15 protein-coding genes are annotated in these 15,480 nt (G+C 68.8%); all 15 read right to left on the reverse strand.

Annotated elements, in window-relative coordinates; translation table 11 throughout:
• Positions 1-87 precede the first annotated feature (87 nt).
• Complete coding sequence (locus RF646_RS11215; RefSeq protein WP_179861259.1) at positions 88-606, reverse strand: amino-acid N-acetyltransferase; 519 nt, start codon at positions 604-606, stop codon at positions 88-90.
• Positions 607-721: 115 nt separating this feature from the next.
• Positions 722-3,340 carry an ATP-dependent Clp protease ATP-binding subunit gene (locus tag RF646_RS11220; RefSeq protein ID WP_368835997.1) on the reverse strand — a complete coding sequence of 873 codons (2,619 nt, stop codon included), beginning with the start codon at positions 3,338-3,340 and terminating at the stop codon, positions 722-724.
• Between the two features lie 217 nt (positions 3,341-3,557).
• Positions 3,558-3,899 carry an Lsr2 family protein gene (locus tag RF646_RS11225; RefSeq protein WP_035959173.1) on the reverse strand — a complete coding sequence of 114 codons (342 nt, stop codon included), beginning with the start codon at positions 3,897-3,899 and terminating at the stop codon, positions 3,558-3,560.
• A 218-nt stretch (positions 3,900-4,117) separates the two neighbouring features.
• Positions 4,118-4,390 carry a hypothetical protein gene (locus RF646_RS11230; RefSeq protein ID WP_270241228.1) on the reverse strand — a complete coding sequence of 91 codons (273 nt, stop codon included), beginning with the start codon at positions 4,388-4,390 and terminating at the stop codon, positions 4,118-4,120.
• A gap of 61 nt (positions 4,391-4,451) precedes the next feature.
• Positions 4,452-5,984: a lysine--tRNA ligase gene (lysS, locus tag RF646_RS11235; protein ID WP_206399699.1), complete on the reverse strand. Its 1,533-nt coding sequence runs from the start codon at positions 5,982-5,984 to the stop codon at positions 4,452-4,454.
• Positions 5,985-6,008: 24 nt separating this feature from the next.
• Positions 6,009-6,851 carry a pantoate--beta-alanine ligase gene (gene panC / locus RF646_RS11240; RefSeq protein WP_206479341.1) on the reverse strand — a complete coding sequence of 281 codons (843 nt, stop codon included), beginning with the start codon at positions 6,849-6,851 and terminating at the stop codon, positions 6,009-6,011.
• Positions 6,848-7,840, reverse strand: coding sequence for a Rossmann-like and DUF2520 domain-containing protein (locus RF646_RS11245; protein WP_064846316.1), 993 nt, complete (start codon positions 7,838-7,840; stop codon positions 6,848-6,850). Before RF646_RS11245 ends, panC begins: the two co-directional genes overlap by 4 nt.
• A gap of 51 nt (positions 7,841-7,891) precedes the next feature.
• Positions 7,892-9,727, reverse strand: a complete 1,836-nt coding sequence (locus RF646_RS11250) for a PH domain-containing protein (protein ID WP_368835998.1) — start codon at positions 9,725-9,727, stop codon at positions 7,892-7,894.
• Positions 9,727-10,242, reverse strand: a complete 516-nt coding sequence (locus RF646_RS11255) for a PH domain-containing protein (RefSeq protein ID WP_167318825.1) — start codon at positions 10,240-10,242, stop codon at positions 9,727-9,729. The genes RF646_RS11250 and RF646_RS11255 overlap by 1 nt, the downstream gene beginning before the upstream one ends.
• The gene (locus RF646_RS11260) at positions 10,226-10,780 is read right to left on the reverse strand and encodes a DUF3180 domain-containing protein (protein WP_368835999.1); all 555 of its coding nucleotides are present in this window, start codon (positions 10,778-10,780) and stop codon (positions 10,226-10,228) included. Before RF646_RS11260 ends, RF646_RS11255 begins: the two co-directional genes overlap by 17 nt.
• Positions 10,768-11,292 carry a 2-amino-4-hydroxy-6-hydroxymethyldihydropteridine diphosphokinase gene (folK, locus tag RF646_RS11265; RefSeq protein ID WP_098054258.1) on the reverse strand — a complete coding sequence of 175 codons (525 nt, stop codon included), beginning with the start codon at positions 11,290-11,292 and terminating at the stop codon, positions 10,768-10,770. Before folK ends, RF646_RS11260 begins: the two co-directional genes overlap by 13 nt.
• Positions 11,289-11,705, reverse strand: a complete 417-nt coding sequence (gene folB / locus RF646_RS11270; protein ID WP_131333416.1) for a dihydroneopterin aldolase — start codon at positions 11,703-11,705, stop codon at positions 11,289-11,291. The genes folK and folB overlap by 4 nt, the downstream gene beginning before the upstream one ends.
• Before the next feature lie 7 nt (positions 11,706-11,712).
• Complete coding sequence (folP, locus tag RF646_RS11275; RefSeq protein WP_368836000.1) at positions 11,713-12,660, reverse strand: dihydropteroate synthase; 948 nt, start codon at positions 12,658-12,660, stop codon at positions 11,713-11,715.
• Complete coding sequence (gene folE, locus RF646_RS11280) at positions 12,657-13,313, reverse strand: GTP cyclohydrolase I FolE (protein WP_368836001.1); 657 nt, start codon at positions 13,311-13,313, stop codon at positions 12,657-12,659. Before folE ends, folP begins: the two co-directional genes overlap by 4 nt.
• Positions 13,313-15,433: an ATP-dependent zinc metalloprotease FtsH gene (ftsH, locus tag RF646_RS11285; RefSeq protein ID WP_064847374.1), complete on the reverse strand. Its 2,121-nt coding sequence runs from the start codon at positions 15,431-15,433 to the stop codon at positions 13,313-13,315. The genes folE and ftsH overlap by 1 nt, the downstream gene beginning before the upstream one ends.
• Positions 15,434-15,480 lie beyond the last annotated feature (47 nt).

The raw sequence follows: 15,480 nt of genomic DNA on the forward strand, positions 1-15,480 counted from the left end.
CCGCCACAGGACCCTGACCAGCGACAACACCGGCCAAGTCAGCCAGGAGCTCTCAAGTGGCACGAGTCAGGTCGGACGACGGCGCGGTCAGCCTTCCGGGGTGATCGCGCGGATCATCCGCGTGTTGCCCAGCGTGTTGGGTTTGACCCGGGCCAGGTCCAGGAACTCCGCGACGCCCTCGTCGTGGGAACGCAACAGCTCTGCGAAGACCTCGGGCTCGATGGTCTCCTGGTTCTCCATCACGGCGAATCCGTGCCGCGCGAAGAACGCCACCTCGAAGGTCAGGCAGAAAACCCGGCCGACCCCGAGCCGAGCCGCACGGGCCAGCAGTTCCTCGATCATCCGCCCGCCCACGCCATGACCGCGCGCCGCGGGGGACGTGGCCAGGGTGCGCACCTCCGCGAGGTCCTCCCACATCACGTGCAAGGCCCCGCAGCCCACGAGGTTCCCGGCGTCGTCCTCCGCAACCACGAACTCCTGGATACTCTCGAAGTACGTCACCGTGTCCTTGGTGATCAGGATGCGCTCGGCCGCCATGGGCGCCACGAGCTCCTTGATGCCGTGGACGTCCGAGGTCCGGGCGGGGCGGATGCGGATCTCTACCATGCCCACGACTGTACGCGTCCGTTCGAACGCGAGCGGGCGGCGCCGCCGACCGTTGTGGTCGACGACGCCGCCCGCTCGCGGAGGCGCCGCGGTGCCGGGCACCGCGCGGGGTGGCTCAGGCCTGCGCCTGGGCCGCTCCCCCGCCGCTGTCGGGCCCCGAGTGGGGCGAGCGCGGCACGTCTTTGCCGGACTGGCTGTCGGCGTCGTCCGAGAACGCCGGGGTGTTCTCGATCTCCCGGATCTCGTCGTCGGAGAGCTCGGACATGGGCGTGGAGGAGAAGGTGAAGGTGGCGTCGTCGCCCTCACCCTCGACGTCCACCGAGATCTTCTCGCCCGAGGCGATCTCGCCGAACAGGATCCGCTCGGAGAGCTGGTCCTCGATCTCGCGCTGTATGGTCCGGCGCAGCGGCCGGGCACCCATCGCGGGGTCGTAGCCCTTCTTGGCGAGCAACTGCTTGGCGGCGTCGGACAGCGAGATGGACATGTCCTGCTCACGCAACCGCCGCTGCAGGCGCGCGACGAACAGGTCCACGATCTGCACGATCTCACTCTCGCTCAGCTGCGGGAACACGATGATCTCGTCCACGCGGTTGAGGAACTCGGGACGGAAGTGCTCCTTGAGCTCCTCCTGCACCTTGGCCTGCATTCGGTCGTAGGACGTGGCCGCGTCCCCGCTGGCCTGGAAGCCCACGGGAACCGTGCGGGAGATGTCCCGGGTACCGAGGTTCGTGGTCATGATGATCACGGTGTTCTTGAAGTCCACCACACGGCCCTGCGAGTCGGTCAGGCGACCGTCCTCGAGGATCTGCAGCAGCGAGTTGAAGAGGTCCTGGTGGGCCTTCTCGACCTCGTCGAACAGCACCACGGAGAACGGCTTGCGGCGGACCTTCTCGGTCAACTGACCGCCCTCCTCGTACCCCACGTAGCCCGGAGGGGCACCGAAGAGCCGGGAGACGGTGTGCTTCTCCTGATACTCGGACATGTCCAGCGTGATCAGGGCGTCCTCGTCACCGAACAGGAACTCCGCGAGCGCCTTGGCCAGCTCGGTCTTACCCACACCAGTGGGCCCGGCGAAGATGAACGAGCCACCCGGGCGGCGCGGGTCCTTCAGACCAGCTCGGGTACGGCGGATGGAGCGGGACAGGGCCTTGATGGCCTCGTTCTGCCCGATGACGCGCTTGTGCAACTCGTCCTCCATGTGCAGCAGCCGCCCGGACTCCTCCTCGGAGAGCTTGTACACGGGCACACCCGTGGAGGCGGACAGGACGTCCGAGATGACCTCCGGGGTCACCTCCGAGATCTGGTCGTCGCCCTCGCGCCACGCGGTGTCCTTCTCATCACGCTCGGCGATGAGCTTCTGCTCGGTGTCGCGCAGGGACGCGGCCTTCTCGTAGTCCTGGCCCTCGATCGCGGCTTCCTTGGCACGCTTGGTGTCCGCGATCTTCTGGTCCAGGGCCTTGATCTCCGGCGGCGCGGTCATGCGCTTGATGCGCAGACGTGCACCGGCCTCGTCGATCAGGTCGATGGCCTTGTCGGGCAGGAACCGGTCCGAGACGTAGCGCGCGGACATGTGCACCGCGGCCTCCAGCGCGTCGTCCGAGATGGACACGCGATGGTGCGCCTCGTACTTGTCGCGCAGGCCCTTGAGGATCTCCACGGCGTGGGCCTCGGAGGGCTCGTCCACCTGGATGGGCTGGAAGCGCCGTTCGAGGGCGGCGTCCTTCTCGATGTGCTTGCGGTACTCGTCCAGCGTGGTGGCACCGATGGTCTGCAGCTCGCCGCGCGCCAGCATGGGCTTGAGGATCGACGCGGCGTCGATCGCGCCTTCCGCGGCACCCGCACCCACGAGCGTGTGGATCTCGTCGATGAACAGGATGATGTCCCCGCGCGTACGGATCTCCTTGAGCACCTTCTTGAGGCGTTCCTCGAAGTCACCGCGGTAGCGGGAACCGGCCACGAGCGATCCCAGGTCCAGCGTGTAGAGCTGCTTGTCCTTAAGCGTCTCGGGGACGTCCCCGCGCACGATCGCCTGGGCCAGGCCCTCCACGACTGCGGTCTTACCGACACCGGGTTCACCGATCAGCACCGGGTTGTTCTTGGTGCGTCGGGAGAGCACCTGCATCACGCGCTCCATCTCGCGGTAGCGCCCGATCACGGGGTCCAGCGTGGACTCGCGCGCGGCGGCGGTGAGGTTGCGACCGAACTGGTCCAGCACGGCCGAACCCGCGGGAGCGCCCTCGGCGCGGCCACCGGTGCCGACACCGGCGGCTTCCTTCTCCCCGCCGGCGTTGCCGGACTGGTAACCGGAGATCAGTTCCAGCACCGTGGCGCGGACCTTGCCGGGATCGGCGCCGAGCTTGACGAGCACCTGGGAGGCCACGCCCTCGCCGGCGCGGATGATCCCGAGCAGGATGTGCTCGGTCCCGATGTAGTTGTGCCCCAACTGCAGGGCCTCGCGCAGCGAGTGCTCGAGCACCTTCTTGGCGCGGGGCGTGAACGGGATGTGACCCGAGGGCGCTTGCTGGCCCGGGCCGATGATGTCCTGGACCTGCTCGCGGGCGGCGCTCAGGGTGATGCCCATGGACTCGAGGGCTTTGGCGGCGACGCCCTCACCCTCGTGGATCAGGCCGAGCAGCAGGTGCTCGGTCCCGATGTAGTTGTGGTTGAGCATCCTGGCCTCTTCCTGGGCCAGCACGACGACCCTGCGGGCGCGGTCGGTGAAGCGTTCGAACATGGATACTCCTTCATTGATCTCTGTCAACGATGCTAGGCATCCCGCGCGGCGTTTCCGGCACTGTTCGCCACTGGCGCACGGTATCCAGCCCTCAGCAAAATTCCCCCCGGGGGGCCTTTCGCAACTCCCCGTCCCGTGCTCCCCGGTACCGACGACAACGGCCGGAACACGCCTGTTGCGGCGTGTTCCGGCCGTGATGCCGGGGTGTGCTACGAACTCAGTCGTTGTGAGCGGCGTAGTACTTGTCCTGGATGTCCTGGTGGATGCGGCCGCGGTCCGAGACCTGCAGGCCCTGCTTTTTGGCCCACGCGCGGATCTTGGGGGTCTCGGGGTTGCCCGAGCGGTTCGGGCGCGTGGTGGTGTTCTGGCTGCGCCCGCTCTTGGCGGACGCGCGGCGACCGGCCGCGACGTAGGGACGCAGGGCGTCGCGCAGCTTGGTGGCATTGGCCGAGCTCAGGTCGATCTCGTACTGGCCGCCGTCCAGACCGAAACGCACGGTCTCATTGGCCTCGCCGCCGTCGATATCGTCTTCAAGAATGATTTTCACGGTCTGAGCCATGCTCCAGCTCCTCCAAACGCCCTACGGGCTCGTCGATCAATTATTCGCGCTAGCAAATTCATGCTGTGGGGTGAAACACAGGAATTTGTCCCCCGTGTGATTCCGATCTCCATTCCTCATGGAAACTGTTCGGATTCACCCATGGGAACGCCCCCGGAATGAAATGCAGGGACCGCGGATTCACGGTCCTATCATGGCAGATATTCGAATAATTGTCATCACGGGCTATTGGGATCTTCCGGGGATTCACGAATAGGAATGCTGTTGCGTAAGTCCAGACCCCGTTGTTGCCGGGTCTTATCCTCCTGATATCCGAACGGGACTTTGTCCCCCTCGCGTTCGCGTACCGAGCGGTACCACTGCTCGGCGTCGTCGCGGGCCTGTGCCTGCGCACTGCGCTCGGTCCTGTCCCCGCGCAGCAACCAGCGCATCACGAGGTAGAAGACCACACCCACACCGAGTGAGGGTACGAAGACGGCCAGGTAATCCATGACGGTGATCATCCTCTCCAGGACTGGACGGCGGCTGGACGCGGTACTGCGCCGGGTCGGTTCACTCGGGCTTCATGAGTGGGAAGAGGATGGTGTCCCGGATACCCAGGTTGGTGAACAGCATGATGAGCCGGTCCAACCCCAGGCCGAGCCCGCCCATGGGCGGCGCGCCGTATTCGAGGGCCCGCAGGAAGTCCTCGTCCAACTGCATGGCCTCGTCGTCCCCCGCCGCGGCGAGCCGGGACTGCTCCGTGAGCCGGTCGCGCTGCACCACCGGGTCCACGAGCTCGGAGAACGCGGTGCCACGCTCCATCCCTCCGATGATCAGGTCCCACGCCTCGATCAACCCCGGCTTCTCGCGGTGGGGCCGGGCGAGCGGTTGTGCGGCCGGCGGGTAGTCGTACACGAACGTGGGTTGGATCAGGGTGGGCTCCACGATTTCCTCGAAGAGTTCCATGACGAGTTTCTGTGCGTCCCATGCAGGATTCACTTGGATATCGCGCTGAGCGGCGATCTTTCGCAGTTCCGTGACATCCGTGTCCGGGGTGACCTCCCGTCCCACGGCCTCGGACAGTCCCGGATACACGGAAACCCATGCCCACTCCCCGAACAAATCAATGCGGCCGTCCTCGGTGTCCACCCCGTCCACACCGAGCGCGCGGGCACATTCCTGGATGATCTCCTGGATCCGCTGCGCCATCACGAATTGATCGGCATAGGCCTCATACGCCTCGAGCGTGGTGAATTCCGGGCTGTGGGAGGAATCCACACCCTCGTTACGGAAGACCCGGCCGATCTCGAAAACCCTGTCGATACCGCCCACGACCGCGCGCTTGAGATACAGCTCGGTGGCGATACGCAGCGTCATGTCCTGGTCGAACGCGTTGAGGTGCGTACCGAATGGGCGCGCCGCGGCCCCGCCGTGCACGAGCTGGAGCACGGGGGTCTCGATCTCCACGTACCCCTGTTCCTCCATGACACGGCGTACGGTGCGCGTGATCGTGGAGCGCGTGAGGACGACGTCGCGGGCCTCCTGGCGCACGATCAGGTCCAGGTAGCGCTGGCGCACCCGGGTTTCCTCGTTGAGTTCCTTATGCATGGTGGGCAGGGGGCGCAGGGCCTTGGAGGCCAAGGTCCACGAGTCCGCCATCACGGACAGCTCCCCGCGCCGCGAGCTGATCACGCGACCGGTGATGGCCACGAAGTCGCCAAGGTCCACGAGGGCCTTCCACTGCGCGAGGGGTTCGTCCCCCACGTTGACCTTGGAGAGCATGGCCTGCAGCCGGGTGCCGTCCCCCTCCTGGAGGGTCGCGAAGCACAACTTGCCGGTGTTGCGCACGTGGACCACACGACCGGCCACGGTCACGACGTGCTCGGTCTCCTCCCCGGGTTCGAGCTGACCGAACTGCTCACGGACCGCGGCAAGGGTCGTGGTGCGATGCACGTCCACGGGATAGGGCGCCATCCCGGCGTCCTGCGCTGCCTGGCGCTTGGCGGCGCGCACGGCCATCTGATCGTTGAGCTCGTGGGCGCTCAGCTCCGGATCGGTGCTGGCGGTGTCTGCGGGAACGGTGGATTCGGGCTGCTCGGTCACAATGGACCAGGATACCGCCCGCGCTCAGATTCGCATGTTGTCGATCAGGCGGGTGGGACCCACCCACGCCGCCACGAGCGCGAGGGTCCCGGGGCCGGGTTCCACGAGGGAAAGATCTCCCGGGTCCACGGTCACGAGGTAGTCCAGGCGCACCTCCGGCTCGGCGTCGATGGCGCTGCGCGCCCGCTCGAGCGTGAGCTCCCCTGCCGCGAGCGCGCGCAACGTCCGGTGCAGCACGAGCGCGTGGTCGGCCTGCTCGGCGGAGAGGTACTGGTTGCGCGAGGACAGGGCGAGCCCTTGCTCCGAGCGCACGATGGGCACCGCACGGATCTCCACCGGGTGATCGAAATCACGCACCATCCGCTGCATGAGCAGCAGTTGCTGCGCGTCCTTCTCCCCGAAATAGGCCCGCAGTTCGGCGGCGGGGCCCGGTGCCGCGATCGTGAACAGCTTGTTGACCACGGTCAGGGCGCCGTCGAAGTGCCCGGGGCGCGTGGCCCCCTCCAGGATCGACCCTGCCCGCCCGGAGGTCACGGACACCACGGGCGTCCCGTCCGGGTACATCTGCTCGACCGACGGCGCGAAGACGAGGTCCACACCCACCTCGGCGAGCCGCGCAACGTCCCCGTCCAGGTCCCGCGGGTAGCTCTCGAAGTCCTCGCCGGGACCGAACTGCAGTGGGTTGACGAACACGGACACCACCGCGAGGTCGTTCTCCGCACGCGTGCGCTGCGCGATCCGCGCGTGCCCGTCGTGCAGGGCACCCATGGTGGGGAACAACCCCACGGTGCGGGCGCCGCGGGTCACGCGCGCCCCGATCTCCTCGCGCAACTGCGCCACGGTGGTGCACACCACGGGTCCCGTCACGGGCGTTCCTCTCCGTCGAGCGCGGCAAGCACCGCGCGATAGGTCGTCTCGTCGATCCGGCCCGACGACGCCGCGCGGGCCGCGGTCTGCCGCGCCAGTGCGCGGTACCCCGCCAACAACTGCTCCCCGGCGTCCGTCTGGCGCGCTCCCCGCACGGAGGCGTCGGGTGCCGTGACGCGCTCGGGCGAGCGGGCGGCGTCGGCGGCGGAGACCCCATCTTGGGACAGCTCCCGTAGGGCGGCGACGTGGGCGGCCACCGTGGCGACGTCCCCGCGGGCCACGGGACCGGTCAGGGCGTCCTCCCCGGAGGCCAGGGCGTTGTCCACCGTGGCGCGCGCGAGGGGGCCCAGGACGCGTTCCGGGTGGGTGACCCCGATCTGCCCGAGCACTTGCATGGACTCCCCGAGCAGGGTCATCACGTGGTTGGAACCGTGGGCGAGCGCCGCGTGGTACAGGGGGCGATCCGCTTCCGCGATCACCACGGGCTCGGCGCCCATCTCCACCACGAGAGCTTGCGCGATGGGCAGGACGGGTGCCGCGGCGGTGACGCCGAAGCTGCAGTCCGCGAGCCGGTGCAGGTCCAGGCTGAGCCCCGTGAAAGTCATGGCGGGGTGCACGGCCAGGCCAATCCCCCCGGCACGGCGCACGGGTTCGAGCACATCCGTGCCGTAGCGCCCCGCGGTGTGCACCACGAGCTGACCGGGTTGCCACGCGCCCGTGGCACCGAGCCCGCTCACCAGACCTGGTAGTTGGTCGTCCGGGACCGCGAGCAGTACGAGTTCACTGCGTTCCACGATCGTGGGGACGTCCAACACGGGCACGTCCGGCAACAGGGCGCCCGCGCGCTCCCGGCTCTGTTCGGAGGACGCGTGCACACCCACGACGGCGTGTCCCGCGGCCCGCAGCGCGGCGCCCAGCACCGCGCCCACCTTGCCGGCACTGATCACGCCCACGCCCAACCGGCCCGGGCGGTCACTGGGTTGTCTCACGGAAATTCTCCTCGACGGGGACGACGGCACGCACAGAGTAGCGCACGCGCGTCAGCTCCCCCGCGGGTCGGGCGTGCCGGCCAGCGCAGTGGCGTGCTGTTCGCGGCCCCGACCGTTGACGCGGTCGCGCGCCGCGCGGGCAAGGTCCGTGTGGCGTGCCTGCAGCTCGCGGACCTGTGCGGTGTCCAGGTGGTGCACGGACGTGGTCACCGACCCGGGGGTCACGTGCACCGCGAAACCACTCAGCCGCAACCGCCGGTCCACGGGACCCTGGGTCACGGCCACGGACTGCGTCTTGTGGTGCGGGATCACGCTCGCGTGCCGTGCGAGTCTGCCCCACCGCAGCACGAGCGCGGACGTGTTCAAGGCGAAGCCCGTGCGACGCCACGTGAGCGGATCCAACCAGCGGGCCCTCCGGGGGCTCGTGGTGAAGTCCTCCGAGTCGCCGATCCCCGTGAGTCCCTGGTCCACGAGCTCGGTGGGCGCGTGTTCGAGCGGCAGCACGAGGTCGAGGATCTCGTGCACGTTCTCGAGTGTGCCCACGGGCAACACCGTGGAACCGAGCCCCTCGGTGCCCTCGGAGCCGCCTTTACCCGCGGTGATCACACGGACGTGGTGGCCGTCGAAACCGCGCCACATCAGGGGTTTACCGACCTCCAGGGCCTGCACCCTCCCCGTGGGAATCGTGGAGGAGCGCTCGTTGAACAACCCGGATCGGGTGCGCACCCCGGAGGGGACCACGCTGAGCGTGAACCCCCAGCTCTTCTCGAGCCGCGAGTACACCGTGGAGACCACGCCGAGCAGCAGGGGGACGAAACTGGGGATCATGACCCGCATCACCTGGGCGTTCCAGAACGCGGCGATCACCGCCGCCACTGCCATGAGCAGCAGGATCACGGCGGGCGGGGAACACACGAGGCTCAGCAGCACCCGGCTCGTGGGCACCGTGAACACGCGCCGCAGCTCGTCCTGTTCACCCAACGGGCCGTACTTCCGGGCGGCCCGCACGTCCACGGTGTCGCGCCGGCCGCGCTCGCCCGTACCGGCCGCGGGGTTCCCCGGGTACGCGGGGTAGCGGTCGGTCGCGCCGGAGTCCACGGCGGGGACGACGGCGCTCGCCGCCGAACGGTCCCACGGCGCCACGCGCCCGGGGCGGGTGACCTGCGGATCCCGGTACCGGTCGGCAGCCGCCTCCCCCGTTGCTTGGCCGTCATGAGCGGCCGACGCCTCGTGGGCGTCCGGGGCGGTGTGCGGGATCGGCGCGTCCGACGCGTGGTGCGCGGCCACGAGCAGTTGTTGCCGCAGCTGGCGGGCGTGGTCGCGGCGAAGGTAGGACAGCTCGAGGACGCTGGACCCGCCGTCTGCGACGTCGAACTTCAAGGACGCGAGACCCAGGATCCGGGGGACGAACTTGCGCTCGATGTCGATGCCCTGGACCCGGTCCAGGCGGGCCTGGCGGTGCGTGCGGAACAGCCACCCCGTGCGCAGGCGCACGTGTTCGTCCGTGATCTGGTAGCGGATGAACCACCACGAGAGTAGACCCAGACCGATGAGCAGGCCGAGCACACCGCACAGGATCGCGATCGCAAGGCCCGCGCCCGCGAGCTGCACCGCCCCGCCCACGTCCATCTCGATGGGGTCCCCGTTGAGCACCGCCGTGACGAGGTCGTCCAGGAACACGTTGCCGAAGCCCCACGCGAGGGCCACCACGAGTAGCCAGCTGCGCACGAGGGGCGTGAGCGGGTGCACCCGGTGCCACGCGCCGTCGGCGTCCGCCCCGGGGCGTGGACCCGTGCCAGTGCGCTGGGCGGGCCCGGGGAGCGGACCGGAGCCCGGGTCTGCCGGCGACCCCGGCTGCGCGTAGCGGTGGGACGGGTCCGGGCTCATCACAACCCCACCATGTGCTCTTCCCCGCGCTCCGTGAGCTGCTCGCGCAACCGGCCTGCCTCCGCGCGGGGTAGCCCGGGCAGCACGGCGTCCGTGGCCGCGGACGCGGTGTGGAGCGTGAGCGTGGCCAGCCCGAACGCGTTGAGCACCGGCCCGGTCTTGATGTCCACGTACTGCATCCGCCCGTACGGCACCACGGTCACGCTGCGGAAGAACAGGCCCTTGCGCAGCCACAGTTCGGTGGGTGCCTCCGCGTAGCCGATGGCCCGGACCCGGCGCGGGATCAGGGACAGGTTCACGAGACCCAGCCCGAGCACGATCCCGGACAGCACCCACATCCACCACTGCGGGCGGTCGCCCCAGGTCCCGAGCAGACCCAGGATCAAGGGGATCGAGAAGATCGCGGTCCACACGACGGTGGAGATGGCGGAGCTGATCAGGCGTACGGAAACGTACTGGGGCGCCACCCGGTGCCAGGTCAGTCCCGGAGGTGACAGTTCATCGGTGGCGGGCATATCCTCCCTCTCCTGGGGCGTACGGGTCCCGCCGTCCACCGTAGGGGGTTTCCTCCTCCGCGTCCGGGTCATCGGGTGGGAGCCGACACGATTTCTCCACGATCCAGCCCACGACCGCCAGCACGATCCCCGCCACGCCTTGGGCGATGCACAGCCACAACGGTTCCTGCGTGGAACGCACCCCGAGCAGGGTGAGCTGGTCCACGCCGATCCCGGCGTGCCACCCGGCGGTCAGCGCTCCGTAGTACGCGATCGCCTGCGCCGCCGCTGCCGTACCCACGGCCCACATGGGATCGTACGGTTTGCGCCGAGCCGGGTCGCGACGTCGCCCGGCACCGCGTTCGGGGTCCCGGTAGGCGCGCAACCGCAGCCCCAGGTACCCCACCATGAGCGCGGCCGCGAGTTCGGCGAGCAAACTGAGCCACGGCAGGATGAGCAGGCTCTGGTGTTGCCCGCTCACCACGTGATTGAGGCTCCACCCCACGGCCGCGGCGACCGCGGCGGCCGCCACGAGGGACAAGACGTTCAGGTATCGCACGGGGACCCCACCTCCGGTCGCACGCGGTGCTCGGTCACGGTCAGATCCGCGAAGTCCGAGGCCTCACGGGCCAGCTCGCGGACGGGACGGCCGTCGAGGTGGGCCCGCGGATCCATGAGGGCCCACGGCTCGAGCACGAACGCGCGTTCGTGGGCCCGCGGGTGCGGCAACTGCAAACGCGGATCGTCACTGTGGACGTCCTCGAACCACACCACGTCCAAGTCCAGGGTGCGCGGCCCCCAGCGCACGTCACGCGTGCGACCGTGCTCGGCCTCGATGCTCTGGCACACCGCGAGCACCTCGAACGGCGTGAGCCGGGTACGCAGTTCCACGACCGCGTTGAGGTAGTCCGGGGAGTCCTGCGGTCCACCCACCGCGCGGGTCTCCACGACCGGTGAGCTCGCCGTGACACTGATCCCGGGTGTCGCGTCCAGCGTCCGCACGGCCTGCCGCAGCACCGTCAACCGCTCCCCCAGGTTCGCCCCCAGGGCCACAACACACCGGGCCGTCATCCGTCCGCGCTCGCCTCGTAGTGTCCCCGGCGGCGGTGGATGCTCACGGCCACGTCCGAGAACGTCACGTCGATCGGCGCCTTGGGTTTGTGGACCGTGACCTCGAGCTCGGCCACCGCGGGGAAATTCTCCACGAGCGCCCGCGCGATCTCCTCCGCGAGTGCCTCGATCAACTGGAACCGGGTCCCGATGATGATCTCCCGCACCATTTCCGCGACCTCCCCGTAGTGCACGGTGCGGGTGAGGTCGTCGCTGGTCCCGGCCGGTCGCAGGTCCATGTAGAGCACGAGGTCCACGAAGAACGGCTGACCGCTGCGGCGTTCCTTCTCGAACACGCCGTGGTAGCCCACCGCGCCCAGGCCGGTGAGGGTGATCCGATCGCGATGGTTCTTGTCAGGGGCGGGTGTGTTCATGGCGGGCTCAGTTTCCCATATCCCGGGGGTGCAGTACGGGCGGGGCGACGCCGCGCCACGCGTGAGCCGCGGCCACCGCGTCCACCGTGATCGGGACGTCGTGAACGCGCACGGCCCAGGCTCCCCCGAACGCGGACAGTGCGCTGATGGCTGCCGTGGCCGTGTCCCGCTCATCCACGGGACGCGGTCCGTCCTGCGTGGCCAGCAGGGCGCCCACGAAGCGTTTACGGGACGCGGCGATCAGGATCTTGCCGAGACCGGTCAGCCGGGGCAGGGCGCGCAGCAGTTCCCAGTTCTGCTCCCCCGCCTTGGCGAAGCCGAGCCCCGGGTCCACAATCAGGTGCTCCGGGCGGATCCCCGCGGCGAGGCAGCGCTCCCGCAGCTGCTCGAGCTCGGCGAGCACCTCGGTCACGGTGTCGTCGTAGTCCGCGAGGGACGTCATGGTCTGGGGGGTCCCGCGCGAATGCATGAGCACGTACGGCACGCCCCGGTCCCCGGCCAGCTCGATCATGCGGGGGTCCAGGTTCGTCCCGGAGACGTCGTTGATGATGTGCGCCCCGGCGTCCAGGGCGGCCTCGGCCGTGTCCGAGTGCAGGGTGTCCACGCTCACGACGACGCCGCGGTCGCTCAGTTCGCGGATCACGGCCAGCACGCGCCGCTGTTCCTCCCGCGGATCCACCCGTTCGGAGTCGGGCCGGGTGGACTCCCCGCCCACGTCCACGATGTCCGCGCCCTGTTCGGCGAGCAGCAGCCCGTGCGCCACCGCCGCGGCCTCGGTGTCGTGGCGACCGCCGTCACTGAACGAATCTGGGGTCACGTTGAGGATGCCCATCACGAGTGTGCGTCCGGTGGGCAGCGCGTCGAACGAACCCCAGCCAAGCGCGTGCCGAGCGGGCCCGGCATGGTAGGCCCGAACACCGTCGGGCGAGCTCGCGGCGTCGTGCGGCGCGCTCATTGCGCGCGCCCCGCCTGGATCAGGTTCATGGCCTCGGCGCGGGTTGCCGGGTTACGCAGTTGACCGCGCACGGCCGACGTCACGGTCTTGGCACCGGGTTTGCGAACCCCCCGCATGGACATGCACAGGTGCTCGCACTCGATCACCACGATCGCCCCGGCCGGGTGCAGGTGCTCGCTCAGGGCCTCAACAACCTGCGTGGTGAGCCGCTCCTGGACCTGGGGACGCTTGGCGTAGAGGTCCACGAGCCGCGCGAGCTTGGACAGGCCCGTGACCTTGCCTTCCGGACCCGGGATGTACCCCACGTGAGCGAGCCCGTGGAACGGCACCAGGTGGTGCTCGCACGTGGAGTAGAACGGGATGTCCCGCACGAGCACCATCTCGGAGTGGCCGATGTCGAAGGACGTGGCCAGCAGGTCCGCGGGGTCCTGGTGCAGACCCGCGAAGACCTCGGCGTACGCGCGTGCCACCCGGGCCGGGGTGTCCCGCAGACCATCGCGGTCCGGGTCCTCCCCCACGGCCAACAGGATCTCGCGCACCGCGGCCGCGATCCGAGGTTGGTCGATCGTCGGATCGAGCTGGGGGGCATCGGCGTAGTCCGCGTAGGACCCCGACACCGGCTCGCGCGGATCGTCCTCGTGGGTGCCGTGCATCAGGGGTTCTCCCGCCGCACACCGCCCGGTTCCTGTCCGGACGGCCCGTCCGGGCCCGCGCCGGAGGCGTCGGCCCCCGGCTGTGGGTCCTGGTGCTCGGGCACCTCGAGCGGGTGTTCCGGCTTGGCGGCCACGGCCTGGTCCTGCGGTGCCATGGTGCTGGGGTCCTGGAGGTTCTTGCGGCGAGCCTCCTCCCGTTCGGCGGACGTGACCACCGGCGGGATGTCGGAGACCTCGCGCTCCTCCCCGGAAAGCCACACCGGGCGCAGGTCCCGCTTGGTGACGTCCCGGAAGATCTCCTGGATCTGGGCCTCGTTGAGGGTTTCCTTTTCGAGCAGCTCCAGGGCCAGGCGGTCCAGGACGGGACGGTTCTCGAGCAGGATCTGGTGTGCCTCGGTATGGGCCTGGTCGAGCAATGCCCGCACCTCGTCGTCCACGACGGCCAGCGTGTGGTCCGAGTACTCCTTGGAGCCCGAGCCCATCTCGCGGCCCACGAACGGGTCCGAGTTGTCCCCGCCGATCTTGACCGAGCCGATCCGCGAGCTCATCCCGTACTGGGTGACCATCTTGCGCGCGGTGTCCGTGGCCTTCTGGATGTCGTTGGACGCACCCGTGGAGGGGTCGTGGAACACGATCTCCTCCGCCGCGCGACCGCCCATGGCGTAGGCCATCTGGTCCAACAGCTCGTTGCGGGTCGTGGAGTACTTGTCGTCCGAGGGCATCACCATGGTGTAGCCCAGCGCGCGGCCGCGCGGCAAGATCGTGATCTTGGTGACGGGGTCCGTGTTACGCAGTGCGGCGGCGACGAGCGCGTGGCCGCCCTCGTGGTACGCGGTGACCTTGCGCTCGAGTTCCTTCATCACGCGGGAACGCTTCTGCGGGCCGGCGATCACGCGGTCGATCGCCTCGTCCACCGCGCGGTCGTCGATCAGCTGCGCGTGGGAGCGGGCGGTCAACAGCGCGGCCTCGTTCATCACGTTCGCGAGTTCCGCACCCGTGAACCCTGGCGTGCGCTTGGCCACGGAGGCCAGGTCCACGTTGTTCGCGAGCGGCTTGTTCTGGGAGTGCACGCGCAGGATCTGCTCGCGGCCCTTCATGTCGGGGGCATCCACGCCGATCTGGCGGTCGAAACGGCCCGGGCGCAACAGCGCGGGGTCCAGGACGTCCGGACGGTTGGTCGCGGCGATCAGGATCACGTTCGTGTTGGCGTCGAAGCCGTCCATCTCCACGAGCAACTGGTTCAGGGTCTGCTCGCGTTCGTCGTTGCCGCCGCCCATACCGGCACCGCGCTGGCGGCCCACGGCGTCGATCTCGTCCACGAACACGATGGCCGGGGCGTTCTCCTTGGCCTGCTGGAACAGGTCGCGCACGCGGGACGCACCCACGCCCACGAACATCTCCACGAAGTCGGAACCGGAGATCGAGTAGAACGGAACACCGGCCTCACCCGCCACGGCCTTGGCCAACAGGGTCTTGCCGGTACCCGGAGGGCCGTAGAGCAGCACACCCTTGGGAACCTTGGCACCCACAGCGGTGAAGCGGTCGTGCTCCACCAGGAACTGCTTGATCTCGTCGAGCTCCTGGACGGCCTCATCCGCGCCGGCCACATTCGCGAACGTGACCTCGGAGTTCTCCTTGTTGAACATCTTGGCCTTGGACCGGCCGAACTTCATGGCCTGCCCGCCGGTCTGCATGCGGGCGAAGATGAACCAGAAGATACCCAGGATGATCAGGAACGGGAGCAGGAAGCGTACGAGCGACAGGAACCAGTTGTTCTCCACGGGTTGGTCCGTGAAGCCGCTCAACTGGGCGTCGTTCATGGTCCGCACGACGTCTTCCGCGCGGGGCTGGACGTAGAAGAACTCCACGTCCTTACCGAGGTTCTGGCCGTCCCGGTTCAGATCGTCCCTGAGGCTGAGCTCCACCTTCTGCTCGCCGTCGTAGATCTTGGCTTCGTCGACCTTGTGGTCCCTGAGCAGTTCCAGACCCACGTTGGTGTCCACGCGGGACGAGGTGGGGCTGAACACGCTGGCGCCCACGGGAACCAGGACCACAATGGCCAGCAGGATCCAGAAGAGTGGACCCTTGAAGAAACTCGTGGGTTTTTTTGCCGTGGCCAAGCCGTTGATCCTCCCATGGACGTGACACGTTTCGTCACGGCCCGCTC

It is taken from the genome of Kocuria sp. CPCC 205261 (genome assembly GCF_040981025.1).
Classification (GTDB): Bacteria; Actinomycetota; Actinomycetes; order Actinomycetales; family Micrococcaceae; genus Kocuria; species Kocuria marina.